This is a genomic window from Pseudomonas zhanjiangensis, from assembly GCF_041027545.1.
In the GTDB taxonomy this organism is placed as follows: domain Bacteria; phylum Pseudomonadota; class Gammaproteobacteria; order Pseudomonadales; family Pseudomonadaceae; genus Aquipseudomonas; species Aquipseudomonas zhanjiangensis.
On the sequence record NZ_JBFTEG010000011.1, the window covers coordinates 42780 to 67131 of the forward strand.

A 24352-nucleotide genomic window follows, 5' to 3' on the forward strand; every position below is an offset into this window, starting at 1 on the left:
TCTGGCCTATGCCCGCAGCCCAGTTTCCGATCAGCTATATCGAGCCGGTGTTTCGCCCGCCGAGTGAGGCGCATTCGCTTATCCTGCCGGTGACCAATGGCTGTTCCTGGAACCACTGCACGTTCTGCGAGATGTACAGCGCCGAGCAGAAGAGGTTTCGCGCCCGCGACGAGCAGCAGGTGCTTGAGGAGATTCGCCGTGCCGGCGAGCAGCTGATCGTTCAGCGGGTGTTTCTCGCCGATGGCGATGCGCTGGTGTTGCCAACGCGCCGCTTGCTGGCGATCCTCGAGGCGATTCGGCGGCATATGCCCCAGGTCCAGCGGGTATCCAGTTACTGCCTGCCGCGCAATCTGCGCAAGAAGTCGGTCGGCGAGCTCAAGGAATTGGCCGATGCCGGCTTGCGCATGGCCTATGTAGGGTGTGAGTCGGGCGATGACGAGGTTCTGGCGCGGGTCAACAAGGGCGAGACCTTTGCCTCCAGCCTGAGCGCGCTGGACAAGCTGGGTCAGGCCGGCATCAGCCGCTCGGTGATGATCCTCAATGGTCTGGGCGGTGCCACCCTGAGCGACCAGCATGCGGACAACTCGGCGCGCCTGATGAATGCGGCCCAGCCTGAGTTTCTTTCCACGCTGGTGGTCAGTTTTCCCCAGGGCGAGCGGCGCTTTCGCGAGGCGTTTGCCGACTATCAACCGCTCAGCCGGGCGCAGCTGTTTGCCGAGGTCGAGCGCCTGTTGCAAGGGCTCGACCTGCACGAAACGGTCTTTCGCAGCGATCATGCCTCCAATTATCTGGTGCTCAAGGGCACCCTGGGAGGTGACAAGCAGCGCCTGCTGGCCGAAGTTCGGCAAGCCATCGAGCGACCGCAACAGGTAGGCCTGCGTCAGGAATGGCAGCGCGGTCTCTAGTGAGCAGGAGCTGGCGTGGAACCTGCATTGCCGTTCTGTCCGCCGGTATTATGTCGCCGGCAAGGGGAGGAGAGTGATGCGTAGCCTGATTCTATTGCTGCCGCTGGCCCTGGTGGGCTGCATGAAGGTCAGCGACCTGGCCGATGGTGCCGAGTACCACCTGCGCGATGCGGGCATTCTCGATCACGGCAGCACTGAGCGCATGGCTTCGCGGCGTCTGCAGCAGGACTCGTTCATCTACATTGCCCAAGGGCACTTCGTGCCGCCGGGTCATGGTTATCCGCGACCGAATGTGGTGGCCGAGGAGGCGTTCAAGGGCTTCGTCGAGTATTTTCCGATGGTTCGCCGCGCGCGCGCTCCGCTGGGGCTGGAGGAGGCGATGGGCCAGGCCCGGGCGGCCGGCGCGCACTACCTGCTGTACAGCCGCTTCGCCTTTGTCGATGACCGCATCGGTCGGGTCGAGGAGTGGGAGGACCAGCAGGCCCTGGATCGCCTCGGCATCGACCGCAGCGTGATCCAGCTGATGTTGATCGAGACCAATACCCGCTTCCTGGTCGATACCGCGCGAATCCGCAGTCGTGGCGGTTTCCTGACGTTCTATGACGCCAAGCCGGAGGATCTGATTGGTCCGCCATTGCACGACTATGCCCGCAGCCTGCTCGGGGTCGGTCGTTGAGGAGAGGTTATGAGTGACCCTGGCAAGGCCGGCGACCTGCTGGCGCAGATTCCCACGGACGCGGCAAAGGGGCTGCCGCCGGTGCATCTATGGAACCCGGCGTTCTGCGGCGACATCGACATGCGCATCGCCCGCGATGGTGGCTGGTTCTACATGGGCACACCGATCGGTCGGCCGGCAATGGTCCGGCTGTTCTCGACCATTATCCGGCGTGATGGCGATGATTATTTCCTGGTCACCCCAGTGGAGAAGGTCGGGATCCGCGTGGATGATGCGCCCTTCGTCGCGGTCTCCCTGCAGGTGACGGGCGAGGGCGAGGCGCAGGTGCTGCATTTCACCACCAATGTAGAAGACAGGGTGACGGCCGGCGCCGAGCACCCCCTGCGCTTTGCGCTCGACGAGCAGACCGAAGAGCCGTCGCCCTATGTTCGGGTGCGCAGCAACCTGGAGGCGCTGATCCACCGCAATCAGTTCTACCAGCTGGTCGAACTGGCGGTTCCGCGAGAGATCGACGGTCGGGTCTGGCTGGGGGTGTGGAGCGCCGGGGTGTTCTTTCCGATCGCGCCCCAGCCCGAATAGCGTTCGGCCACCCGCGAGCGGCCGGGTGATTGCAGTCATGAAAAAAGGCTCCCGAGGGAGCCTTTTTGTCGTTATTACATATTGGGGTAGTTCGGCCCGCCAGTGCCTTCCGGCGCCACCCAGTTGATGTTCTGGGCCGGATCCTTGATGTCGCAGGTCTTGCAATGCACGCAGTTCTGCGCATTGATCTGGAAGCGCTTCTCGCCGTCCTCCTGGGTCACCACCTCGTACACGCCTGCCGGGCAGTAACGCTGCGCGGGCTCGTCGTAGAGCGGCAGGTTCTTGGTCAGCGGGATGCTCGGGTCGGTGAGCTTGAGGTGGCAGGGTTGCTCCTCTTCGTGGTTGGTGTTGGAGAGGAATACCGAGCTGAGCTTGTCGAAGCTGAGCTTGCCGTCGGGTTTCGGGTAGTCGATCTTCTTCGCTTCGCTGGCCAGTTTCAGGCAGGCATAGTCCGGCTTGGTGTCGTGCAGGGTGAACGGGATCTTGCCTGCGAACAGGTTCTGATCGATGTAGTTGAACGCGCCGCCACCCAGCACGCCGAACTTGTGGATAGCCGCGCCGAAGTTGCGGCTGCGGAACAGTTCGTCATACAGCCAGCTGGCCTTGAAGGCGTCGACATAGCCGGTCAGCTGGTCGCCGCCTTCCTTGCCGGCAAACAGCGCGTCGGCCACGGCCTCGGCGGCGAGCATGCCGGACTTCATGGCGGTGTGGCTGCCCTTGATCTTGGCGAAGTTGAGGGTGCCGAGGTCGCAACCGATCAGTGCGCCGCCATTGAACACCATCTTCGGCAGCGAGTTGAGGCCGCCCTTGCAGATGGCTCGGGCGCCGTAGGCCACGCGCTTGCCGCCTTCCAGGTACTGGGCAATCACCGGGTGATGCTTGTAGCGCTGGAACTCGTCGAACGGCGACAGGTGCGGGTTGCTGTAGGACAGGTCGACGATCAGGCCGACCACCACCTGGTTGTTCTCCAAGTGATAGAGGAAGGAGCCGCCGGTATTTTCGCTGTCGACCAGCGACAGCGGCCAGCCGGCGGTGTGCACGACCAGGCCCTGCTCGTGCTTGGCCGGGTCGACGTCCCAGATTTCCTTGATACCGATGCCGTAGTGCTGGGCGTCGGCCTCGCTGTCCAGGTTGAATTTCTGGATCAGCTGTTTGCCGATATGGCCACGGCAGCCCTCGGCAAAGAGGGTGTACTTGGCGCGCAGTTCCATGCCCGGCGTGTAGTAGCCTTCCTTCGGGTTGCCTTCGCGATCGACGCCCAGGTCGCCGGTGACGATGCCACGCACCACGCCTTGCTCGTCGATCAGCGCTTCCTGAGCGGCGAAGCCCGGGTAGATTTCCACGCCCAGGTTTTCTGCCTGCTGGGCCAGCCAGCGGCACAGGTTGCCCAGGGAGATGATGTAGTTGCCCTGGTTGTGCATGGTCTTGGGCACGAACAGGTCAGGAATGCGGCTGGCCTTTTCGGCGTTCTTGAGCAGGTAAATATCGTCGCGCTTGACCGGGGTGTTCAGCGGCGCACCCAGCTCTTTCCAGTCGGGAAACAGCTCGTTCAGGGCGCGCGGTTCGAAGACCGCCCCGGAGAGAATGTGAGCGCCAACTTCCGAGCCTTTCTCGACCACGCAGACGCTGATTTCTTTACCCGCTTCGGCGGCTTTCTGTTTCAGTCGGCAGGCGGCGGACAAACCAGCAGGGCCGGCGCCGACAATGACGACGTCGAACTCCATAAATTCGCGTTCCACAGGCTATCTCCTACTCAAGGCTCTCTAGTTTTATTTGACGATCAGGCTCGTTCCCCGGGTGGTGCGGGCGCATTATATCTAGCAGGCGGGTTCGATCCAATACAAACGTTTGTTTGAATTTTCTGTAGGGCTGGTAGAATCTTACTACATCAGCACGGCCGATTGGTCGCCCGCTGTATTGACCGGGCTAGATCGTGCGGTCAAGATACGGGCGGTTTTGCGCTCGCCGTCTGGGCTGAAGGTCGGTTCCGGCCGACTGGCATCACCCGCCATGTTCGCTTTGGCGACATCCTTATTCACCGGAGAGTAACGAGGAATCCATGAAGGTTCTTGTAGCTGTCAAACGAGTGGTCGACTACAACGTCAAGGTTCGCGTCAAGGCGGACAACAGCGGCGTTGATCTTGCCAACGTCAAGATGTCGATGAACCCCTTCTGCGAAATCGCCGTGGAAGAAGCCGTGCGCCTGAAAGAGAAGGGCGTTGCCAGCGAGATCGTCGTCGTCTCGATCGGCCCGACTGCTGCTCAGGAGCAGCTGCGCACCGCGCTGGCGCTGGGCGCCGATCGTGCCATTCTGGTCGAGTCCGCTGACGAGCTGAACTCCCTGGCCGTGGCCAAGCTGCTCAAGGCCGTGGTCGACAAGGAGCAGCCGCAGCTGGTGATCATGGGCAAGCAGGCCATCGACAGCGACAACAACCAGACCGGTCAGATGCTCGCCGCCCTCAGCGGTTACGCACAAGGCACCTTCGCCTCCCAGGTCGAAGTCGCTGGCGACAAGGTCAATGTGACCCGTGAGATCGACGGCGGTCTGCAAACCGTTGCCCTGAATCTGCCGGCGATCGTCACCACCGACCTGCGCCTGAACGAGCCGCGCTACGCGTCGCTGCCGAACATCATGAAGGCCAAGAAGAAGCCGTTGGAAGTGGTTACCCCGGACGCCCTCGGCGTTGCCACCGCCTCCACGGTCAAGACCCTGAAAGTCGAAGCCCCGGCGACCCGCCAGGCCGGCATCAAGGTCAAGTCCGTGGCTGAACTGGTCGAGAAATTGAAGAACGAGGCGAAGGTAATCTAATGACTATCTTGGTTGTTGCAGAACACACTAACGCTGCCCTGGCTGCTGCCACCCTGAACACCGTAGCCGCCGCCAAAGCCATCGGTGGCGATATCCACGTACTGGTCGCCGGTGCCGACTGCGCTCCTGCCGCAGAAGCCGCGGCCAAGGTCGAGGGCGTGTCCAAGGTGCTGGTGGCCGACAACGCCGCCTTCGCCCATCAGCTGCCGGAGAACGTCGCACCGCTGGTAGCGGAGCTGGGCAAGGGCTACAGCCACATCCTGGCTGCCGCCACCAGCAACGGCAAGAACATCCTGCCGCGCGTTGCCGCTCAGCTGGACGTCGATCAGATCTCCGAGATCATCGCGGTAGAAAGTGCCGACACCTTCAAGCGGCCGATCTACGCCGGTAACGCCATCGCCACCGTGCAGTCCAGCGCTGCCGTGAAGGTGATCACCGTGCGTGCCACCGGTTTCGACCCTGTGGCTGCCGAGGGCGGTTCCGCAGCCGTTGAAGCCGTGACCGTTGGCGGCGACGCCGGCATCTCGGCGTTCGTCGGCGAAGAGCTGGCCAAGTCCGACCGTCCGGAGCTGACCGCTGCCAAGATCGTCGTGTCCGGCGGCCGCGGCATGCAGAATGGCGACAACTTCAAGCACCTGTACGCTCTGGCCGACAAGCTCGGCGCCGCCGTTGGCGCCTCGCGCGCCGCGGTCGACGCCGGTTTCGTGCCCAACGACATGCAGGTCGGCCAGACCGGCAAGATCGTCGCCCCGCAGCTGTACATCGCCGTCGGTATCAGCGGTGCGATCCAGCACCTGGCGGGCATGAAGGACTCCAAGGTGATCGTCGCGATCAATAAGGACGAGGAGGCGCCGATCTTCCAGGTGGCCGACTACGGCCTGGTTGCCGACCTGTTCGAAGCCATCCCGGAGCTGGAGAAGCTGGTGTAAACCGGTCTTTATCGATCCACAAAGAACCCGCTCATCGAGCGGGTTTTTTGTTGTTGGCGCGGCGGTCTCTCTAGCTGCCCGAGGTGGCGATCTTGTCGAGGAATGCCTGATAGTGCAGGGCGGTTTCCTGCGGCCGTTCGATCATCGGCGCGTGGCCGCAGTCTTTCATCAGCACCACGCTCGGCTGTGACAGCAGTGGGCGCATGACCGCGATACTGGACGCATCCAGCACGCGATCGCGATCGCCCCAGAGCAGCAGAGTCGGCGCTTGGACCTTCGGCAGTTCCGGCTCCAGGGGAATGTAGCGCTCGACCAGTTGGCGGAATATCCGCCGATGGTGGGCATGCCGGGCAATGGCTCGCTCGGCCAGGTAAGTCTTCAGCGCGGCGGGCAGTGGCGGTACCTCGACAAAGACTAAATCCAGCAGGCGCTCAAAGTCCTCGGTGCTATTAACCAGCAGCGGATTGCTCCTGTTCTGCTCGAGACGGCTCAGCAGCTCGCTTTTTTGCGGTGCGCTGATGCCGGCATTGGCGAGCAGTCCCAGGCTCAGTACCTGCCGCGGGTAGCGCGCGGCGTAGAGGGCGGCGATATGGCCGCCCATGGAGTTGCCGAGCAGATGCAGCTTGTCGATCTTCAGCGCCTGGGTAAATGCGGCGATGCGCTCGACCTGGGTGCCGACGTCGTAGCTGCTGCCCTCGGGCCGACTGCTGTCGCCGAAGCCGGGCAGGTCGATGGCGATCACGTCGTAGCGCTCGGTGAAGTGCCGGGCGAAGCGCAGCCAGTTGTCCTTGTCGGCGGCGAAACCGTGGATCATCAGGAGGGTTTCGCCATTGGTCGGGCCGCCGCGGTAGTAATGAATGCTAAGATCGGCCACTTCTGTCTGCTCATTGGATAGTCCGGCAACCTGCCGTCCCAACCACTGCAAACCAGTGAATTGCGCCCCGGGGCTGAGATAAAGCGCGGTGGCTGAGACGCCGATGAGCAGGAATATGGCGAGCAGTAGTTTTTTCATGGCATATCCTTATCGCGAATTATTATTGCGTTGCCGCTACGCTAGCATGAAGTACAACTTTGGCGTGCGGACGCTCTGTGTGCCCGGCCATTTGTCTAGTCGAGACCCTTTCAATGTTTGACCGTTATTTCCTCAGATACCTGCTGTTGTCGCTTGTCTTGTTCAGCATGCCTGGCCTGGCCACGGCGGTGGGCAAGTGCGAGCGCCTGGTCGCCACCGGGCATCCGGATTATCCGCCGTTCATGTGGCGCGATCCGCAAAACCCACAGCAGCTGCTCGGCGCCCAGGCAGATCTGCTGGCTCTGCTGGGCAAGGAATTGGGGGTGCGCATCGATGTGCTGGCCAGCCGCAGCTGGGACAAGGCGGCGGAGGAGGTACGCGCCGGGCGTATCGACCTGTTGGCGGGCGCTGCCCTGACCTTGCCTGGCCTGGAGACGATGGACTATATCCATCCCTCGCTGTTCAGTCGCGCCAAGGTGGTCCTGGTGCGTAATATCGCAAGTTTTCCCTATATCGAGTGGGCCGACCTGCGCGATCGCCGCGGGGCTGTCGTCAGCGACGACCTCGGTCAGGCGTTCGATGAGTACGCCAAAGCCAACCTGAACCTGCAGCGAGGTGACAAGCTGAGTCAGTTGCTGCAGAAGCTGATGCTCGGTGAGATCGACTACCTGGTGCACGAGCGCGAGCCGGCGTTCGCCCAGGCCTATACCCTGGGGCTGCAGAACGACCTGCTGGCCTTGAGCCCAACCATCGACAGTGAAGGCCTATATCTGGCCCTGTCGCATAACTCGGCCTGCAACGATGCCTGGCTGCGCGGACAGCTGGCGAAAAAGATGACAGAATTGGCCGCAACCGACCTGGCGGAAACCTTGCTGGAGCGCAACCTGCAGCTCTGGAAGGAGCAGCAACTGCAGCCCGCCAACGCCCCGAAGCAGTAGGACAATCCAGTGATCAATCGAACCTTGTGTATCGGGCTGAGCCTGCTCGCCCTGTCTGGTTGCGCCAGCGATCCGGCGCCGGTCGAGCAACTGCGTCTGGCCGACCAGGCCCTGACGCAAGCCAAAGCGGTTGGCGCTCATGAGCAGATCGCCGAACTGAAGCTGGCCGAGGACAAACTGGCGCAGGCCCAGGCCGCCATGAGCGACGAGGAATTCAAGCAGGCGCGCCTGCTCGCCGAACAGGCCGAACTGGATGCGCGTCTGGCCGAGGCACGGGTCCTGAGTGAAAAGAGCCAGGCGCAACTGCTCGATTTGAACAACCGGATCGATCGTCTGCGCAAGCAACTGGGAGAGCTGCAATGAGTGCGTCGCGGCAATGCATGACCGCCGGCGCCCTGCTGGCGCTGCTGCTCAGTGGTTGCGCAGCCCCGCAGCGAGCAGATGATGGCGCGCTCGAGGCCGCCCGTACCCGGTATCAGGCGCTCAAGGAGGATCCGGCGGTATTGCGCAGTGCGCCCAAGGATCTGATTCGCGCCGGCGAGTCCCTGGCGCGCGCCGACAGCTTGTCGAGCTACTGGGGCAGCGCCGACGATGTGGCTCACTACGCCTACCTGAGTCAGCGCTACAGCGATATTGCCGAGCAGAAGAGCCGTCTGCTGCTCAATCAGGAGCGCGCGGCCAAGCTGGGCCTGGAACTTCAGCGCCTGCAGCTGGGGCTGCGGGAGGCCAAGCTGCTGAGCATTCAGGAGCAGAGCCAGTGGCTGGAGGAGCAGCTTGTCAGCCTGTCGACCACTGCCACCGAGCGCGGACTGGTCATGACCCTGGGCGATGTGCTGTTCGACGCCGGCCGCGCCGATCTCAGGACGGCGGCCAACCGTACCGTGCTCAAGCTGGTGCAGTTTCTCCAGCTCAACCCGCAGCGGGTGGTGCGCATCGAGGGTTACACCGACAGCCGTGGCGACCGGCAGGGCAACCTGGAACTGTCGCGGGCGCGGGCGCAGACGGTGGCCGATGTCCTGATCGATCTGGGTATCGATGCCAAGCGTATCGAGGTGCAAGGCTATGGCGAGGACTTTCCCGTGGCGGAGAACGCCTCGGCCAGGGGGCGCGCGCAGAATCGTCGGGTCGAGATCGTCTTCTCCGACGAGCAGGGGCGCCTGGGCGCCAGCCGCTGAATCGGCTCCACCAAAGAGCCCCGGCTGCCTCAGGCGCCGGGGCTTTTTCGTGGGTGATCGCCATGGGGCAGGATCCAGGACCTCTGCCGGTGAACCTGCTCGGTGCGCGCTGGTTGTCCCGCTGCCTGCGTGGCAACGACTGCGCGAATCACGCTATAACAGTTCGGCTTCCTATTAATTGAACCAATACAGTCTCTGGTATGGGGGCACTGTATCGTCCACAATCAGGGGAGCTGTACCGGTTCACTTTCGGCGAGTCGGGTTACTGTTACGGTTCAGTACTGTGGGAAAAGGCGGCCATGACCAATCTGTTGCTTTATCAACGCATCGCCCAGCAACTGGCGGAAGATATCCGCCGCGGTGTCTACCAGCCGGGGGAGCGGGTGCCCTCGGTGCGCAAGATGAGTTCGCAGCTCAACGTCAGTCATGCCACCGTCCTGCAGGCCTACGCCAACCTGGAAGACCAGGGCCTGATTCGGGCTCGCCCGCAGTCGGGCTTCTATGTCCACCAGACCCCGGCGCTGACCGCGCCGACCCCGGATATCGCCAGGGTGGAGCGCCCCAGCCTGGTGACCCGCAGCAGCATCATCAACCAGGTGCTCACCGAGTCGCGCCGCGAGGGCGTGTTTCCCCTGGGCGCAGCGGTGCCCCACGTGGAATACCTGCCGGTGCGGGCCCTGCATCAGCAGCTGGCCAAGGTCACCCGCTTTCATAGTGCGCGGGCTTTCAGCTACATGTTCAGCCCGGGGTTCGAACCGCTGCGCCGCCAGGTGGCGATCCGCATGCGCGACGCCGGCGTGGTGGTCGACCCTTCGGAAGTGGTGATCACCCACGGCTGCGTCGATGCCCTGCAGATGTCGCTGCGGGTGCTGACCAAGCCCGGCGACCTGATTGCCGCCGAATCGCCGACCTACTATGGCCTGCTGCAGCTGGCCGATCTGCTCGGCCTGAAGGTCATCGAGATCCCCAGCGATCCGACCACCGGCATCAGCCTGGAGGCGCTGCAGCTGGCCGCCAGCCAGTGGCCGATCAAGGCGCTGGTGCTGACCGCGCGGCTGAGCAATCCGCTCGGCGGCACCATTCCCGAGGACCGCCAGCGCCAGTTGCTGCGCCTGGCCTCGGATTTCGATATCCAGATCGTCGAGGACGACATCTACGGCGAGCTGATGTTCGAGCAGGGGCCGATCAAGGCGCTTAAGTCCCATGACCGCGAGGGCCGGGTGCTGTACTGCTCGAGCTTCTCCAAGACCCTCTCGCCCGGTGTCCGTATCGGCTGGATCATTGCCGGCAAGTACCAGGACGAAATCCAGCGCCTGCAGACCTTCAGCACTCATTCGGCCTGCAGCGTGACCCAGATGGCGGTGGCCGCGTACCTGGAGAACGGCGGCTACGATCGCCACCTGCGCTATATCCGCCAGGAGTACCGCAAGAACCTCAGTGCCTTCCAGCTGGCGGTGCAGCAGTACTTCCCCGAAGGCACCCAGATCACCCGACCCAAGGGCGGCTTCATTCTCTGGGTCAGCCTGCCGGCCCGGGTCAACACCAAGGACCTGCACATACGCGCGCTGCAGCAGGGCATCAGCATCGCGCCGGGGCTGATCTTCAGCAACACCGAGCAGTTCAACCACTGCATCCGCCTGAACTGCGGCATCCCCTGGAATCGCGAGGCCGAGCGAGCGCTGATGACCCTGGGCATGCTGGCCAGCCAGCTGTGCCAGGAGGCCGCCAGCCCGGTCTGAAGATTCTCGCCGCGCTTAACCCGAATGGGGCGTGCACTGCGTCTACCTGGGCGAAGAGGTTCTTCGCCCCGAGGAGAGACAGTATGTCGAGGATTTTCGCGTTCCCCCCGCAAGCGCTGCTGCATGGCTTGGCCGCCAGCCTGTTGCTGGCCCTGGTAGCCTGCAATGTCTCGCAGCCGCCGCAGTCAAAGGCACCGGTTCAGGCGCAGGAGCGGCTGGCCGCCGATCATGCCAGGCAGTCGCCACGCGAGAAAAAGGTCGAACTGACGGGCGATACGAGTCCGGCGCAGACGAGCCCGGTGCTGCCGGCGGCAGCACCGGCCGACGCTCTGCTGCCTGGCTATCGCGAGGAGAGCCGCGAGCAGTACCAAGGGCTGGCAGCCAACCCGGTGCAGGTGGTAGCCAAGGCGCCGGTTTCGACCTTCAGCATCGACGTCGATACCGGCAGCTACGCCAATGTCCGCCGCCTGCTCAACCAGGGCCAGTTGCCGCCGGCCGCGGCGGTGCGCCTGGAGGAGATGGTCAACTACTTTTCCTACGCCTATCCGCAACCGGAGGGTGAGGCGCCGTTCGGTGTCGCTACCGAATTGGCGCTGACGCCGTGGAACCCGCAGAGTCGCCTGCTGCGCATCGCCATCCAGGCGGCCGATACTTCGCTGGCGGCGCTGCCGCCGGCCAATCTGGTGTTCCTGGTGGATGTGTCCGGCTCGATGGATCGCCGCGAGGGGCTGCCCCTGGTGCAGGCGAGCCTGAAGCTGCTGGTCGAACAGCTGCGCGCCCAGGATCGGGTGTCGCTGGTGGTCTACGCCGGCCAGGCGCGGGTGGTGCTAGTGCCCACCGCGGGCAGCGAAAAAGCCAGGATCCGCGCGGCCATCGAGCAGCTGCGGGCGGGTGGCTCGACCGCCGGCGAATCGGGCATTCAGCTGGCCTACCGGCAGGCCGAGCAGGGCTTCGTCGAAGACGGCATCAACCGCATCCTGCTCGCCACCGATGGCGACTTCAATGTGGGTGTCAGTGATTTCGACTCACTCAAGGCGCTGGCGGCGGATAAGCGCCGCACGGGCATCTCCCTGACCACCCTGGGCTTCGGCACGGGCAACTACAACGAGCGGCTGATGGAGCAGCTGGCCGATGCCGGCGACGGCAACTACGCCTACATCGACAACCTGCGCGAGGCGCACAAGGTGCTGGTTGCGCAGTTGAACTCGACCCTGGCGACCGTGGCCAGGGACGTGAAGCTGCAGATCGAGTTCAATCCGGCCCAGGTCAGCGAATATCGTCTGCTCGGCTACGAGAACCGTGCCCTGCGCCCCGAGGATTTTCGCAACGATAGGGTCGATGCCGGCGAGATCGGCGCCGGCCACAGCGTCACGGCCCTCTACGAGATAGTGCCGGTGGGGCGCGAGGGATGGCTGGAGCCGCTGCGCTATCGGACCGCGGTCTCGCCTGCAGTTGGTGCGGCGGGCAAGCGGGACGAACTGGCCTGGCTGCGCATCCGCTACAAGGCGCCGCAGGAGTCGCGCAGCCGCTTGTTGGAGCGACCGATCCGGGCCTCGTCAGCCGTGCCGGCCATCGCCGAGGCCAGCGAAGACCTGCGTTTCGCCGCGGCCGTGGCGGCCTTCGCCCAGCAGCTCGGCGGTGGGCAGTACCTGGGTGACTTCGACCTTTCGGCAAGCGCCGAACTGGCGCGCAGCGGCAAGGGCGAAGACCGCTTCGGCCTGCGCGGCGAGTTCATCCAGCTGGTCGAACTGGCCCGCAGCCTGCAAACTGCCAGGCCCGATTCCCGATCAACTGCCGCCAGGGACGACTGAGTGTGACTGCCGATCGCGTTGCGCCCTTGTCAGATGAAGAAGACGCCGCGCTGTTGCGGCGCTATCGGCAGGGCGACGCCGAGGCCTTTGCGTTGCTCTACGGGCGTCACCGCCTGGGCCTCTACCGTTTTCTCTGCGGCCTGTGCGGCGACCCGGCGCTGGCCGAAGAAGTCTTCCAGGACACCTGGCTGAGCCTGATCCGCAGCGATTCCGTGCCACGCGAGGCCTTGCTGTTCAAGACCTGGCTGTACCAGATCGCGCGCAACCGGCTGATCGATAATTGGCGCAAGCACGGGCGGCGTGAAGGGCTGCAGGACGCATTCGACGAGCAGCGCCATGCACCGGTCGTGGCCGAGGCCAATCCCGAGCAATTGCTCGGCCTGAGCCGGGACCGGCAGCGCCTGCGCGCGGCGTTGGACGAGCTGCCGGCCGAGCAGCGCGAGGTCTTTCTGCTGCGTGCCCACGGCGACCTGCAGTTGCACGAGATCGCCGCGTTGACCCGCACACCGGCGGAAACGGTGAAGAGCCGCCTGCGCTATGCGTTGCACAAGCTGCGCCGGTTGCTGGCCGACCCCGCCGCCGAAGAGGTATCCCCATGAAAGAACGGCACCCGTCATCCCCGGTCGACGAGCAGCAACTGCTCGAGCACTTTCGCGAGCACCAGCGCGATGAGCCCTCGGCTGCGCTGGACGCACGGATTCTCGCGGCGGCCAGCAGGCCACAGGCGGCACGGCCAGGCCTCATCGCCCGGCTGCGAGCGTGGCTGCAGGCCTGGCTGGCCGGCGCCGCCGTCCCGCTGCGCTGGCGCCTGGCCTTGGGCAGCGTTGCCCTGCTGGGCCTTGGCCTTGGCCTGAGCCTGAGCTTGCGCAGCGTCGAACCGCTCTACGAGCGTTCGCTACCCGCTGCCCCGGTCGCTGCCCCCGTGGCGCAGAACAACGCCAAGGGCGAGGCCGCCCGCTTGAGCGAAAGGGGCATCGAGGTGATGGCCGACGCCGCCGAGATGGCGCAACAGGCCGAGGCCCCGGAGGTCGCAGCCGCCTCGCCGGCGCGGGCCAAGGGCGGCGCGGCGCCGCCGCCAGAGGCACTGCGCGCCGCCTTGCGCCAGATCCAGGCACTGCGCGATAGCGGACAACAGCAACAGGCCGCCGAGCGCTTGCGCGGGTTGCAGCAACGCTATCCGCAGCTGGATCTGGAGCAGCGGTTGCAGCAGCTGCGCGAGCAGGACGAGGCAGCGGTCGCCGACTGAAATTCCGACTTGTCAGGCGACCCTGGGCACGCCAGCATAGGCGCCATCTGCCTCCTGTTTTCAGCCTCATCATGACTTCGAGCCGCTACCTGTCCCTCGCCCTGCTGATACCGCTGTTGAGCGCTTGCGAGTCCAAGGTGGAACCGGTCAAGGTCGAGGAGCAGGTGGAACCCGCTGCGGCGACGGTGGTGGTGGATCGCCCCGTTGTGCTCAGCCCTGCTCCTGCTCCCGCTTCCTCGCCGCGGCCTGCGGTCAAGGCGGCCGCTCCCTCGGCCAAGCCTGAAGTCGCGGCGGACGAGGTCGCGATTGCGCAAGCGCCCAGGCCCCAGCTGGACCTCAGCCTGCCGCCCGAGCTGATTGAGTCGGCTGGTAGCGCCGACAGCGGCGTGGCGCCCGCGCCGCTGTTGCCGCCGATGTTCGAGGCCGAGCAGGCGCAGGTCGAGCCATTCCAACTCAGTGGCCGCTTGATCAACAACGAGGGCGAGGAGGATTACTGGGATTCGCTGGACGGCGCCGAGCTGCAGTTCGAGTTCAAGCGCTGACGATCCAGATGGGCGAGCGCTGACGCCTCCTTGGCGGCCAGAGCGCGGCGCGCCCCCGGCCGGCAACTGCCCGAGGCACTCGTTGCACTCGTTGTCCGTCCAGGGCCGCTCTCGCGGTTGCGCGCCCGGCGCCGGGCGCCGGGCGCCTCCCTCAGAAGCGCAGCTGCTCGGTGGTGATGGCCTGGTACAGCGGCTCCGTCAGGGGCGTGAAGCAATCACTGCCGGGCAGGCGCACCAGCAGGGTTTGCTCGACCAGCGCGGGGTTGTAGGCGGCCTGCTTGAGGTCGGTTTTCTTGTACTTGAAGGTGCCGGTGGTTTCCACCTCGGCCAGCTGGCGGATGAACAGCGGCGCCGCGTAGCCGGGTAATGCCTGGTCCAGATGGGCGGCCAGGGCTTCGCCGTCGAGTTGCATACCGGCCTTCAGGCGTAGCGCGGCCATGCCGCAGCGACCGTTGGTGCCAGGAATTTCCACGCCATAGACCACCGCATCCTCGACGTCGGGGAGGGCGCCGAGGACGTTCTCCACTTCGGTGGTGGAGACGTTTTCACCCTTCCAGCGGAACGTATCGCCGAGGCGGTCGACGAACTGCGCATGCTTGCAGCCCAGGTCGCGCATCAGGTCGCCGCTGTTGAACCAGGCGTCGCCCTGGCTGAATACATCACGCAGGATGGCCGCCTCGTTCTTGGCCGGGTCGGTGTAGCCGTCGAACGGCCATTTGCTGCTGATCTCGCAGATCAGCAGGCCCGCCTCGCCCTTGTTCACCCGCTGCAGGAAACCCTGCCGGTCGCGGACGACGCAGTCGCTTTCGAGGTCGTAGCGGACGATGGCGAACGGGGAGGGTGAGAAGCCGACGGTATTGTCGAAGTTGAACAGGTTGGTGAAGCCGACGTTGCCCTCGCTGGAGGCATAGAACTCGGTGATCCGCTCGATCCCGAAGCGCTCCTTGAATGCGCCCCAGATCGATGGCCGCAGGCCATTGCCGATCATGTAGCGCAGGCTGTTGCCGCGCTCCTCGGGACACTCCGGCTGGTTCAGCAGGTAGCGGCACAGTTCGCCGATATAGCCGAAACAGGTGGCGTTGTAGCGGGCCACGTCCGGCCAGAAGGCGCTGGCGGAGAACTTGCGCCGCAGGGCGATGGCCGCGCCGCCGGCCAGGGCGGCGCCCCAGCACACCGTGACGGCGTTGTTGTGGTAGCAGGGCAGGGTCAGGTAGAGCACATCGCGATTGCTCAGGCTCAGGCCGGAATGGCCGAAGCCGCCATAGGCCTTGATCCACTTGCCGTGGCTGAGGATCGACGCCTTGGGCAGGCCGGTGGTGCCCGAGGTATAGACGAGGAAACAGGCATCCTTCATCTGCACCCGCGCGCTGTCCGGCAGGTTGACCACCGCCTGGCTGCGCGCCAGTTGCATCAGGTTGCCCCAGCCGGCGGGGGCGTCACCGGCATCGGTCAGGCAGTCCCGGTCGGCGATCCAGTAGCGCGCCGCCGAGGGGTTGCCGAGTTGACCGGCGACCTCCTCGAAGGCGGCGAGCAACTCGGCGCCGACCACCTGGAAGGCGGGTTTGACCAGGTTCAGGCTGTGGGCCAGCACCGGGCCGCGCTGGGTGGTGTTGATCAGGGCGCCGACCGCGCCGAGCTTGCTCAGGGCGGCCAGAATCGCCAGCAGTTCCAGGCGGTTCTCCAGCATCACCGCGACCACGCTGCCATGGCGCACGCCCTCGGCCTTGAGGGCCCAGGCCAGGCGGTTGGCCCAGCTGTTGAACTGCTGGTAGCTGAGCCGGCGCTGTTCGTCGAGCAGGGCCGGGCGGTCGGGGTTGAGGCGGGTGGCACGCTCCAGCGCCCAGGCCAGCGACAGGTGCTTGTCGCGGTTGCGAATGCCGGTGTAATAGAGGCCGCGCAGCAGGCGCGGCAGCCTTGGCAGGTGCTGGGGCAGACGGGCTAGGAAGTGGATCGGGGAAATCAGGTCGGTCTGGCTCATGGCTCTCGCTTTCGTCCTTGTTGTGCGGGAAATGGCACTCTAGTTGCCTCGCCTGCGTTGCGCCATGATGCCGGCGCCAAGCCGCGCGGTGTCGAGGTGCAATCAGGGGCTGCTGCCGCGCGGCGGCCGCACTCGCGGTGCACCCGGGGCGGGTGAATCAGTCGACGAACAGGTCGGTCATCAGCGGGCCACCGTGCGGGTCGAAGCGATACTGCTCGAAATCGCTCTGGCCCTGTTCGCGCAGGATCTCCTCGTCGATCAGCAGGCGTCCGCTGATGCGACGGCCGCTGCTGGCGAGAATGGCGTGGGCGGCATCGGCCATGATCGCCGGGGTGCGCGCGCGCTTGAAGGCATCGCGCCCGCCCAGTTCGAACTCGATGGCGGCGGTGGCGATCAGGGTTCGCGGCCAGAGCGCATTCACGCTGATCCTGTAGCGCTTGAACTCCTCGTGCATGCCCAGGGTGAGCATGCTCATGCCGTACTTGGTCACAGTGTAGGGACCGTGCTGGGCGAACCACTTGCTGTCCATGTTCAGCGGTGGCGACAGGCTGAGGATATGGCCGCTGTCACTCTGCTTGAGGTAGGGCAGCGCCGCTTGGCTGCAGACCATCACCGCGCGGGTGTTGATCTGCAACATCAGGTCGAAGCGCTTGGGCTCCAGCCGCTCGACGCCGGCCAGCTTGATCGCGCCGGCGTTGTTGACCAGCGCATCGATGCCACCGAAGTGCTCGGCGGCCCGGGCCATGGCGGCGGCGACCGCCGTTTCGTCGCGCACGTCCAGCTGCAGGGCCAGGGCCTGGCCACCGGCGGCGCGGACCTCATCGGCGACGCTGTGGATGGTGCCGGGCAGTTTCGGGTGAGGCTCGGCGCTCTTCGCCGCGATCACCAGGTTGGCGCCATCGCGCGCGGCGCGCAGGGCAATCTCGCGACCGATGCCGCGGCTGGCGCCGGTGATGAACAGGGTCTTGTTGGCCAGGCTCATGGTGTTCCTCCGTGTGCTGATGGAAATCCTTGTCATGGCGGCCGGGTCAGGCGCCGACCGTCTGCCCCAGCAGTGCCTGCAGCGCGGTGACGGTCAGGGGCCTGCTAAGATGGTAGCCTTGGGCCTCGTGGCAGCCGTCCTGCTGCAGCAGTTGCAATTGCTGCTGGTTCTCCACCCCTTCGGCGGTGACGCCCATCGACAGCGCGCGGCCGAGGCCGATGATAGCCTGGACGATGGCCCGGCTATGGGCCGAGTCATCGAGGTCACGAATGAAGCTGCGGTCGATTTTCAGGGTGTCGAAGGGATAGCCGCTCAGGTAGCTGAGCGACGAATAGCCGGTGCCGAAATCGTCCATGGACAGGCGCAGACCAAGTGCCTTGAGCTGCTGCAGGGTCAGCAGGGCGCCTTCGGCATCATCGAGCATCACGCTTTCGGTGATCTCCAGCTCGAGGCGCTGCGGGGGCAGGCCGCTGGCCTCGAGCGCCGCCTTGACCCGGGCGACCAGGTCGCCGCAGCGAAACTGCCGCGGTGACAGGTTGACCGACACCAGCAGCGGCTGTGGCCAGCGCATCGCCTCGCGACAGGCGCTGTGCAGCACCCAGTCGCCCAGGGGCACGATGAGCCCGGTGTCTTCGGCCAGGCCGATGAAACGGTCGGGGCCGAGCAGTTCGCGTTGCGGGTGCTGCCAGCGGACCAGGGCCTCGACGCCGACCATGCGCATGTCGTCGAGCCGGTAGCGCGGCTGGAAATGCAGGCACAGCTGCTCGCCCAGCGCCAGGGCGTGGCGCAGGTCCTGCTCCAGCTGGCGGCGCTCGACGATGCGCTGGTTCATCTGCTGGTCGTAGAAGCGCCAGCCGCTGCGACCGCCGGCCTTGGCCTGATAGAGGGCGATATCGGCGTAGCGCAACAGCTCTTCGACCTGGGTAGCGTCCTGCGGAGCGCTGCTGATGCCGATGCTGGCGCCGATGAACACCTGGTGACCATTGATCCAGAAGGGTTGCTCGACCTGCTCGATCAGGCGCGTGCAAAGCTGTTCGATCACCTGGCCCGAGTAGCTGCCGCTGAGCACCATGATGAACTCATCGCCACCGTGGCGGGCCACCAGATCCTGATCGTGGATGCAGGCCTGCAGGCGCTGGGAGACCTCGTGCAGGACCCGGTCGCCGGCGGCATGGCCGAAGGCATCGTTGATCGGCTTGAAGCGATTGAGGTCGATGCTCAGCATCACCAGCGGCTGACTGAGGGTGGGCGCCTTATCGAGTTTGCCTTCGAGGAATTCGTGCAGGCGATGGCGATTGGGCAGGCCGGTCAGCGAGTCGTGGGCAGACAGGTACTGGATCCTTGCCTGGGCGGCCACTTCCTCGGTGATGTCGCTGGCGGTGCCGCGGCAGCTGGCCTGGCCGGGCGTATCGTGCTCGCCAGGCGCTTCAGCGCCAGCCGGGCCGCTTTCGGCATGGCCGGCAGCCCGGTGGCCGGCAATCCGGTGGCCGGCAATCCGGCAGGTGCGCAGGCGGCCATCGGCCGCGGTGTAGCGGCAGATCAGGGCGGCGCGTCGTTCGGCCAGGGGTGGGGAATCGCTCAGCCAGGCGGCCAGCGACCATTCCTCGGATTCGAGCAACTGGTCTAGCCTGCGTCCCAGCCACAGGATTGGCGGGTAGCCGGTGACGGCCTCAAAGCGTTCGGAGAGGTAGGTGATCCGCTGCGCGGCATCGACCTCCCAGAACCAGTCCGAGGCGATCTCGGCCACGTCACGAAAGCGCGCTTCACTCGCCGCCAGCTGCGCCCGGCTTTGCGTCAGGCGCGCATAGCTGCGGTCCATCAGGCGCGCCGCTTTGAGCGCGTGGCGCAGCACCAGCCCTGTGAGTATCGCCAGCACCAGGGCGACGATGCCCATCAGCGGCAGTACCAGATTCAGCAGGTGGCGGCCGGGCAGGGGCTGGTCCCAGGTCAGCACGACCGGGGGCGCGGCGCTCGGTACCAGGGTCAGGCTGGCGGGTGGCTGCTCGGCCATGGCGGCGTCGCCCAGGCGCAGGTTGGGCAGGCCGTAGTCCTGTCCCAGTTGCAGGAGCTTCTCTTCGCTGAGCACGTCGACGAACAGCAGCACCGAGGCCGGACCGGGCAGCAGGGGGACCCGCGGATCGTCATCGTTGGTGAATTCGGCGGCGGCGACCAGGGCCGGACGGCCATCCACGTGCAGCAGGCCGATCACCCCCTCGTCGTCCTCCACGGCGTCGCGGGCCTGGGCGATCAGCGCGTCGAGATCGCCGCGCAGCCAGCGATGGGCATCCTCGCTGCGCAGTTGGCCGTCGATCACCGCATAGGTGGTGTCGCCGTCTGGGTTGACCACCAGCACCCCCTCGTAGCCGAAGGTCTCGAACAGCGAGGGGCCGAGGTTCTGGCTCTCATAGGCCCAGCCGGTATCCACCCGGCCGCCAAGGTGCCGGTAGGCGTCGCCCCAGAAGGCGTTGTCGGTAATGCTGCGCAGCATGCCGGCCCGGCGAGCCTGGATGGCCTTGTCGGCATAGAAACGGCTCTGCTGCAGGGCCTGGCGATCCTGATTTTGGGCCAGCTGAACCAGAACCGCGGCGCTGGCGAGCAGCGCCAGCAGCAGCAGCCCGACGATGGCGGGCAGGGTACGACGAGCGAAGGTCCTGCCCAGGGCCAGGGCGTCTTCGCCATCGATGGCCTGTTCAGTAACCGGCATGGGGGATCCTTGTTGCGGGGCTCGCAGGATCATCGCCGGGTTTAGGCCAAAATGCCACTTCTCCAGCGCCAGAAACACAGCAGAAGACGACATCACTCGTCGGTCACTTCCACCAGCAGCTGGCGGTTCTTCACCTGGTCGCCCTGGTTCACCTGCACCCGGCGGATGACTCCGTCGACTCTGGCCTTCAGTGGGTGTTCCATCTTCATCGCTTCCAGCACCAGCAGCAATTGGCCCTTGGCGACCCTTTCTCCTTCCGTGACCAACACCTCGACGATGGCGCCGTCCATCGGCGCCTTCACCCGGCCTTCGCCGGCTCCTTCGCCGACGCTGACCGGTTCGTGGCTGACATCGCTAAGCTCCAGGTTGCCGTGCCGGCCATACAGCCACAGCTGCCGGTCGCGTTGGCAGTACGCCAGGCGCAGGCGCACGCCATCACGCTCCAGGGTGGCCCAGTGCCCGTCGCTGGCGAGCAGGTGCAGCTGGATCTGCTGGTTGCTGACGCGAATGGCGAGTCGTGGCTGCGGGCCGGATTGCTCCACGCTGAGCTGGACGTCGAAGCGCTGCTCGCCGTGCTGGAGCAGGAACTGCCAGGGGGCGTTGCCGGCATTGCGCCAGCCAGCCAGTGCGCCCTGGTGGGCACTGGCCTGGGCCGATGCCTGATAGAACAGGGCGGCGGCGCTGGCCAGTTCGGCAGCGCTCGGCGGCTTTGCGGCGAGGCTCGGGTCGTCGCGCAGGTGCTCGTCGATGAAGGCCGTGCTGGCCTGGCCTGCGGCGAAGGCGGGGTGGCCGAGCAGGTTGGCGAGAAAATGCTGGTTGGCGTTGATCCCCAGCAGCACGCAATCCTCGACGGCGCGCAGCAGTTTGCGTCGCGCTTCCTCACGGGTGCGGCCATGTGCGATCAGCTTGGCCAGCATGGGGTCGTAGAAGGAGCCTATGACCTGGCCCTCGATCAGGCCATGATCGATTCGCACCCCCGGCGATTCGGCGGGCTCCCAGCGCAATACCCGACCGGTCTGCGGCAGAAAGTCTCGGGCCGGGTCCTCGGCATACAGGCGCACCTCGATGGCATGGCCGTCCAGGTGGATGTCCTCCTGGCCGAGCGGCAGCGGCTGACCCTCGGCGACCTGAATCTGCCAGGCCACCAGGTCCTGGCCGGTGACCAGCTCGGTGACCGGATGCTCGACCTGCAGGCGGGTGTTCATCTCCAGGAAATAGAACGCGCCACCAGCCTCCAGGAGGAATTCCACGGTGCCGGCGCCGACATAGTTGACCGTGGCCGCGGCTCTGACCGCCGCGGCGCCCATGGCCTGGCGCAGTTCGGCCGTCATCAGCGGGCAGGGCGCCTCCTCGACCACCTTCTGGTGTCGCCGCTGTACCGAGCAATCGCGCTCGCCGAGATGGACGATCTGACCGTGCTGATCGCCGAACACCTGGATCTCCACGTGGCGCGGCTGCAGCAGCGCCCGTTCCAGAATCAGCTCGCCTGAGCCGAAGGCATTCAGCGCCTCGGAGCGCGCGCTGCGCAGTTGCCCGGCCAAGTCGTCGACGCTGTGAACCAGGCGCATGCCGCGGCCGCCGCCGCCGGCGCTGGCCTTGATCATCAGCGGGTAGCCGATACGCTCGGCCTCGCGGGTCAGGGTTTCGTCGTCCTGGGCGGCGCCCTGGTAGCCGGGGATGCAGGGCACCCCGGCCTCCTGCATGGCCAGCTTGGACAGGCGCTTGCTGCCCATCAGCTGAATGGCCTCGACGCTCGGGCCGATAAAGACGATGCCGGCCGCCTCGCAGGCGCGGGCGAACTCGGCGTTCTCCGAGAGGAAGCCGTAGCCCGGGTGAATGGCGTCGGCGTCGGTCAGGCGCGCGGCGGCGATGATGCGCTCGATCGCCAGGTAGGACTGGCTGACCTGAGCCGGGCCGATGCATACCGCCTGGTCGGCCAGTTGCACGTGGCGCGCGTCGGCGTCGGCCTCGCTGTACACCGCCACAGTGCGGTAGCCCAGCGCGTGGGCGGTACGCATCACCCGGCAGGCGATCTCGCCGCGGTTGGCGATCAGGATCTTGTTGAATGCAGCCATGTCGTCGTTCTACTCCTGCCGTTCAAACCGCTTCGGTCTATGTAGGGTGGATCGCGCTTCATCGATCCACCGGGCGATGTTCTGGTGGATGTGAAGAGCGACATCCCCCCCTATGAGCGTCTGCCGCTCACTTGGCCCAGTCGGGTTTGCGTTTTTGCACGAAGGCCAGGGTGCCCTCGGCGCCTTCGGCCCCGGTCACCGCGGCGCCGAACTGATCGGCCGCGCTATCCAGCAGCGGCCCCAGTGGCTGCTCTTCGCTGGCCAGCAGCAGGGCCTTGGTCTGCGCGTTGGCCTGCGGGGCGCAGCGCTGGATCTGCGCCAGGGTGTCGGCCAGGCGGCGCTCCAGGGCCTGCTCATCGGCTTCGCTGAAATGCACCAGGCCCAGGCGCGCCGCCTCGGCGCCGTCGAAGCGCGCGGCGGTCAGCGCCAGGCGGCGGGCCTGGGTCAGGCCGATGCGCTTGGCGACGAAGGGGGCGATCTGCGCCGGCAGGATGCCCAGGGTGGTTTCCGGCAGGCCGAACTGGGCGTCCTGGCGGGCGATGGCCACGTCGGACACGCAGGCCAGGCCGAGGCCGCCGCCGAGCACCGCACCTTCCAGCACCGCGACCAGCACCTGAGGCGTGTGCTGCGCCTCTTCCAGCAGGCTGCCGAAGGCGCGGTTCAGCTCGCGGTAGGCCGCCTGGCCGGCGTTGCGGGCCGTGGCCATGTCCTTGATGTCGCCGCCGGCGCAGAAGTGCCCGGAGGCGCCACGCAGCACCAGGGCGCGGATGCCCGGCTGCTGGCGCACGCTGGCCAGCACCGCGCGCAGTTCGCCGACCATGGTCAGGCTCATGGCGTTGCGGCAGTCCGGGCGGTTGAGGGTGATATGCAGCACGCCGCAGGCGTGCTCCAGTAGCAGGGTTTCGCATGTCGGCAATTCATTCATGCCGGGTTCCTCGTTCTAGGGTCAGCCTTTCTTACGGCCTGCCATCCCTGGCGGCCAGCCTGCGGGCCGTCGCTACGCGACGTTAGGAATGGCTCCAGGCTATTTTTTCTTGCCCGGCAGGGTGCCCATCAGCTTGCAGATGATGCCGAGCATGATTTCGTCGGCGCCGCCGCCGATCGACACCAGGCGGGTGTCGCGGTAGGCGCGCGAGACCGGGTTGTCCCACATGAAGCCCATGCCGCCCCAGTACTGCAGGCAGCTGTCGGTGACTTCGCGACCGAGGCGGCCGGCCTTGAGCTTGGCCATGGAGGCCAGTTTGGTGACGTCCTTGCCGGCCACATACAGCTCGGTGGCCTGGTAGACCAGGGCGCGCAGTGCCTCGACCTCGCAGGCCAGCTCGGCCAGGCGGAAGTGGATGACCTGGTTGTCGATCAGCGGGTTGCCGAAGGTCTGGCGCTCCTTGCAGTAGTCGATGGTGCTGTCGATGCAGTGCTCCAGGCCCTTGATCATGTTGGCCGCGCCGAACAGGCGTTCCTCCTGGAACTGCAGCATCTGCATCATGAAGCCGCTGCCTTCGGCGCCGATGCGGTTGCGCTGCGGCACCCGCACGTTGTCGAAGAACACCTGGGCGGTCTCCGAGCTGCGCATGCCGAGCTTGTCCAGGTGCGGGCTGACGCTGATGCCCGGGCTGTTCATCGGCACCACGATCAGCGACTTGTTGACGTGGGGCTTGTCGTCCGAGGTGTTGGCCAGCAGGCAGATGAAATCCGCGGAGGGCGAATTGGTGATCCACATCTTGCTGCCGTCGATGATGTAGTCGTCGCCGTCCTTGCGCGCCCTGGTCTTCAGCCCGGCTACGTCGGAGCCGGCGCCGACCTCGGAGACGCCGATGCAGCCGACCATCTCGCCGGCAATCGCCGGGCGCAGGAACTGCTCGCGCAGCTCGTCGGAGCCGAAGCGGGCCAGGGCCGGAGTGCACATGTCGGTCTGCACGCCGATCGACATGGGAACGCCGCCGCAGTGAATGGTGCCGAATTCCTCGGCGGCGACGATCGAGTAGCTGTAGTCCAGGCCCATGCCGCCGAATTTTTCCGGCTTGGAAATGCCCAGTAGGCCGAGCGCCCCGGCCTTCCTGAAGATCTCGTGGATCGGGAAGCGGCCGTCCTTTTCCCACTGGTCGACGTGCGGGTTGATCTCGCGCTCGACGAAGGTACGCACGGTACGCCGCAGTTCTTCGTGTTCCTGGGTGAAGATCATGATTTTGCTCCTTGTAGGGTGCGCTGTGCGCACAGGTCACTGGATGTGGTGCGCGCAGCGCACCCTACGG

General features: G+C 65.7%; 21 protein-coding genes. 13 read left to right on the forward strand and 8 right to left on the reverse strand.

Translation table 11 applies throughout. The features are described 5' to 3' along the window. Positions 1-8: 8 nt before the first annotated feature. From AB5S05_RS14305 to AB5S05_RS14315, 3 genes are all read left to right on the forward strand, one after another. Positions 9-905, forward strand: coding sequence for a radical SAM protein (locus AB5S05_RS14305; protein WP_369288195.1), 897 nt, complete (start codon positions 9-11; stop codon positions 903-905). A 76-nt stretch (positions 906-981) separates the two neighbouring features. Then, the gene (locus tag AB5S05_RS14310) at positions 982-1581 is read left to right on the forward strand and encodes a DUF4823 domain-containing protein (protein ID WP_369288196.1); all 600 of its coding nucleotides are present in this window, start codon (positions 982-984) and stop codon (positions 1579-1581) included. 9 nt (positions 1582-1590) lie between these two features. Then, entirely contained in the window at positions 1591-2160 is a 570-nt protein-coding gene (locus AB5S05_RS14315; protein WP_369288197.1) for a DUF1285 domain-containing protein, read from the forward strand. Between the two features lie 74 nt (positions 2161-2234). On the opposite strand, the gene AB5S05_RS14320 is transcribed toward AB5S05_RS14315, so the two are convergent. Next, entirely contained in the window at positions 2235-3899 is a 1665-nt protein-coding gene (locus tag AB5S05_RS14320) for an electron transfer flavoprotein-ubiquinone oxidoreductase (protein WP_369288198.1), read from the reverse strand. Between the two features lie 320 nt (positions 3900-4219). On the opposite strand from AB5S05_RS14320, the gene AB5S05_RS14325 reads away from it, so the two are divergent. Continuing rightward, the gene (locus tag AB5S05_RS14325) at positions 4220-4969 is read left to right on the forward strand and encodes an electron transfer flavoprotein subunit beta/FixA family protein (protein WP_369288199.1); all 750 of its coding nucleotides are present in this window, start codon (positions 4220-4222) and stop codon (positions 4967-4969) included. Further along, positions 4969-5898, forward strand: a complete 930-nt coding sequence (locus AB5S05_RS14330; protein ID WP_369288200.1) for an electron transfer flavoprotein subunit alpha/FixB family protein — start codon at positions 4969-4971, stop codon at positions 5896-5898. Before AB5S05_RS14325 ends, AB5S05_RS14330 begins: the two co-directional genes overlap by 1 nt. A gap of 70 nt (positions 5899-5968) precedes the next feature. Here AB5S05_RS14330 and AB5S05_RS14335 read toward each other — a convergent pair whose 3' ends face one another. After that, positions 5969-6910, reverse strand: a complete 942-nt coding sequence (locus AB5S05_RS14335; protein WP_369288201.1) for an alpha/beta fold hydrolase — start codon at positions 6908-6910, stop codon at positions 5969-5971. A 113-nt stretch (positions 6911-7023) separates the two neighbouring features. Between AB5S05_RS14335 and AB5S05_RS14340 the strand changes: the two genes are divergently transcribed. From AB5S05_RS14340 to AB5S05_RS14375, 8 genes are all read left to right on the forward strand, one after another. Continuing rightward, positions 7024-7848 (forward strand): substrate-binding periplasmic protein, encoded by an 825-nt coding sequence (locus AB5S05_RS14340; protein ID WP_369288202.1) that lies wholly within the window; start codon positions 7024-7026, stop codon positions 7846-7848. A gap of 9 nt (positions 7849-7857) precedes the next feature. Beyond that, positions 7858-8211: a DUF4398 domain-containing protein gene (locus AB5S05_RS14345; RefSeq protein ID WP_369288203.1), complete on the forward strand. Its 354-nt coding sequence runs from the start codon at positions 7858-7860 to the stop codon at positions 8209-8211. Next, positions 8208-9023, forward strand: coding sequence for an OmpA family protein (locus AB5S05_RS14350; protein ID WP_369288204.1), 816 nt, complete (start codon positions 8208-8210; stop codon positions 9021-9023). The genes AB5S05_RS14345 and AB5S05_RS14350 overlap by 4 nt, the downstream gene beginning before the upstream one ends. A 299-nt stretch (positions 9024-9322) precedes the next feature. Next, positions 9323-10762, forward strand: coding sequence for an aminotransferase-like domain-containing protein (locus AB5S05_RS14355; RefSeq protein WP_369288205.1), 1440 nt, complete (start codon positions 9323-9325; stop codon positions 10760-10762). Between the two features lie 83 nt (positions 10763-10845). Next, positions 10846-12573 carry a vWA domain-containing protein gene (locus AB5S05_RS14360; protein ID WP_369288206.1) on the forward strand — a complete coding sequence of 576 codons (1728 nt, stop codon included), beginning with the start codon at positions 10846-10848 and terminating at the stop codon, positions 12571-12573. Between the two features lie 2 nt (positions 12574-12575). Beyond that, positions 12576-13172 (forward strand): RNA polymerase sigma factor, encoded by a 597-nt coding sequence (locus tag AB5S05_RS14365; protein ID WP_369288207.1) that lies wholly within the window; start codon positions 12576-12578, stop codon positions 13170-13172. Further along, positions 13169-13819, forward strand: a complete 651-nt coding sequence (locus tag AB5S05_RS14370) for a hypothetical protein (protein ID WP_369288208.1) — start codon at positions 13169-13171, stop codon at positions 13817-13819. The genes AB5S05_RS14365 and AB5S05_RS14370 overlap by 4 nt, the downstream gene beginning before the upstream one ends. Positions 13820-13890: 71 nt before the next feature. Beyond that, positions 13891-14361 carry a hypothetical protein gene (locus AB5S05_RS14375; protein ID WP_369288209.1) on the forward strand — a complete coding sequence of 157 codons (471 nt, stop codon included), beginning with the start codon at positions 13891-13893 and terminating at the stop codon, positions 14359-14361. A gap of 151 nt (positions 14362-14512) precedes the next feature. Here AB5S05_RS14375 and AB5S05_RS14380 read toward each other — a convergent pair whose 3' ends face one another. The 6 genes from AB5S05_RS14380 to atuD all read right to left on the reverse strand — a co-directional run bounded on the left by AB5S05_RS14380 (position 14513) and on the right by atuD (position 24282). Then, positions 14513-16339: a long-chain-acyl-CoA synthetase gene (locus AB5S05_RS14380; RefSeq protein WP_369288210.1), complete on the reverse strand. Its 1827-nt coding sequence runs from the start codon at positions 16337-16339 to the stop codon at positions 14513-14515. Between the two features lie 157 nt (positions 16340-16496). Continuing rightward, positions 16497-17321 carry an SDR family oxidoreductase gene (locus tag AB5S05_RS14385; RefSeq protein ID WP_369288211.1) on the reverse strand — a complete coding sequence of 275 codons (825 nt, stop codon included), beginning with the start codon at positions 17319-17321 and terminating at the stop codon, positions 16497-16499. A gap of 46 nt (positions 17322-17367) precedes the next feature. Further along, entirely contained in the window at positions 17368-20025 is a 2658-nt protein-coding gene (locus AB5S05_RS14390) for a bifunctional diguanylate cyclase/phosphodiesterase (protein ID WP_369288212.1), read from the reverse strand. A gap of 92 nt (positions 20026-20117) precedes the next feature. Next, a complete protein-coding gene (locus AB5S05_RS14395) occupies positions 20118-22100 on the reverse strand; it encodes an acetyl/propionyl/methylcrotonyl-CoA carboxylase subunit alpha (protein WP_369288213.1) in 1983 nt (660 codons plus the stop codon). Positions 22101-22227: 127 nt separating this feature from the next. Further along, complete coding sequence (locus tag AB5S05_RS14400) at positions 22228-23025, reverse strand: enoyl-CoA hydratase/isomerase family protein (RefSeq protein ID WP_369288214.1); 798 nt, start codon at positions 23023-23025, stop codon at positions 22228-22230. Between the two features lie 99 nt (positions 23026-23124). Beyond that, on the reverse strand, positions 23125-24282 hold the full coding sequence (atuD, locus tag AB5S05_RS14405; protein WP_369288215.1) for a citronellyl-CoA dehydrogenase: 1158 nt from the start codon (positions 24280-24282) through the stop codon (positions 23125-23127). Positions 24283-24352: the final 70 nt, after the last annotated feature.

Coding starts and splice junctions, on each gene's coding strand:
- AB5S05_RS14305 (WP_369288195.1), top strand. CDS start 9: ATGCCCGCAGCCCAGTTTCCGATCAGCTATATCGAGCCGGTGTTTCGC.
- AB5S05_RS14310 (WP_369288196.1), top strand. CDS start 982: ATGCGTAGCCTGATTCTATTGCTGCCGCTGGCCCTGGTGGGCTGCATG.
- AB5S05_RS14315 (WP_369288197.1), top strand. CDS start 1,591: ATGAGTGACCCTGGCAAGGCCGGCGACCTGCTGGCGCAGATTCCCACG.
- AB5S05_RS14325 (WP_369288199.1), top strand. CDS start 4,220: ATGAAGGTTCTTGTAGCTGTCAAACGAGTGGTCGACTACAACGTCAAG.
- AB5S05_RS14330 (WP_369288200.1), top strand. CDS start 4,969: ATGACTATCTTGGTTGTTGCAGAACACACTAACGCTGCCCTGGCTGCT.
- AB5S05_RS14335 (WP_369288201.1), bottom strand. CDS start 6,910: ATGAAAAAACTACTGCTCGCCATATTCCTGCTCATCGGCGTCTCAGCC.
- AB5S05_RS14340 (WP_369288202.1), top strand. CDS start 7,024: ATGTTTGACCGTTATTTCCTCAGATACCTGCTGTTGTCGCTTGTCTTG.
- AB5S05_RS14350 (WP_369288204.1), top strand. CDS start 8,208: ATGAGTGCGTCGCGGCAATGCATGACCGCCGGCGCCCTGCTGGCGCTG.
- AB5S05_RS14355 (WP_369288205.1), top strand. CDS start 9,323: ATGACCAATCTGTTGCTTTATCAACGCATCGCCCAGCAACTGGCGGAA.
- AB5S05_RS14360 (WP_369288206.1), top strand. CDS start 10,846: ATGTCGAGGATTTTCGCGTTCCCCCCGCAAGCGCTGCTGCATGGCTTG.
- AB5S05_RS14370 (WP_369288208.1), top strand. CDS start 13,169: ATGAAAGAACGGCACCCGTCATCCCCGGTCGACGAGCAGCAACTGCTC.
- AB5S05_RS14375 (WP_369288209.1), top strand. CDS start 13,891: ATGACTTCGAGCCGCTACCTGTCCCTCGCCCTGCTGATACCGCTGTTG.
- AB5S05_RS14380 (WP_369288210.1), bottom strand. CDS start 16,339: ATGAGCCAGACCGACCTGATTTCCCCGATCCACTTCCTAGCCCGTCTG.
- AB5S05_RS14385 (WP_369288211.1), bottom strand. CDS start 17,321: ATGAGCCTGGCCAACAAGACCCTGTTCATCACCGGCGCCAGCCGCGGC.
- AB5S05_RS14390 (WP_369288212.1), bottom strand. CDS start 20,025: ATGCCGGTTACTGAACAGGCCATCGATGGCGAAGACGCCCTGGCCCTG.
- AB5S05_RS14395 (WP_369288213.1), bottom strand. CDS start 22,100: ATGGCTGCATTCAACAAGATCCTGATCGCCAACCGCGGCGAGATCGCC.
- AB5S05_RS14400 (WP_369288214.1), bottom strand. CDS start 23,025: ATGAATGAATTGCCGACATGCGAAACCCTGCTACTGGAGCACGCCTGC.
- atuD (WP_369288215.1), bottom strand. CDS start 24,282: ATGATCTTCACCCAGGAACACGAAGAACTGCGGCGTACCGTGCGTACC.